This is a genomic window from Capnocytophaga sp. oral taxon 863 str. F0517, assembly GCF_000466425.1.
Lineage (GTDB): Bacteria > Bacteroidota > Bacteroidia > Flavobacteriales > Flavobacteriaceae > Capnocytophaga.
Genome location: NZ_KE992179.1, coordinates 1 through 609, shown reverse-complemented (window position 1 = coordinate 609; position 609 = coordinate 1). Strand labels below are relative to the sequence as shown.

1 protein-coding gene is annotated in these 609 nt (G+C 41.9%); it reads left to right on the top strand.

Annotated features, from left to right (window positions below; all coding sequences use genetic code 11):
- A partial coding sequence (locus HMPREF1551_RS12280) for a YWFCY domain-containing protein (protein ID WP_021629491.1) occupies positions 1 to 609 on the top strand: 609 nt, incomplete at both ends.

The window sequence follows — 609 nt, the reverse complement described above, 5'->3', positions numbered from 1 at the left end:
TTGCCCTCCTGCTCTTAGCCCTGAGCTGTTTGGGCACAACAGGCGTAAAAAACGATAAAATTACTTGGCGAAAGATTTACATCGCTCTGGGAGTAGGAGCAGCCCTCTACTTTGGTAACTTTTGGATTTTGTACTTGCGACTTCCTGCTTCAGTGGTTGCCTTTTTCTATATCCTTACCCTATCTTTGGGCTACATAGCGCTCCTTATGGCAGGTTCGTGGATGAGTCGCTTGTTAAAAGACAATCTTTTAGACGATGTTTTCAACAATGAAAACGAGTCATTTATGCAGGAAACACGCCTGATGACAAACGAGTATTCTGTGAATCTACCTACTTTGTTCTACTACCGCAAGAAGTGGAACAAAGGCTGGATCAATGTGGTAAATCCCTTTCGGGCAACCATAGTGCTGGGTACTCCTGGTTCAGGGAAGTCTTATGCCATTGTGAACAACTACATCAAACAACAGATTGAAAAAGGTTTTGCAATGTACATCTACGACTTCAAGTTTGATGACCTCTCTACCATTGCCTATAATCACCTACTAAAAAACTTAGACAAGTACAAGGTAAAGCCTAAGTTCTATGTGATAAACTTTGATGATCCTCGTC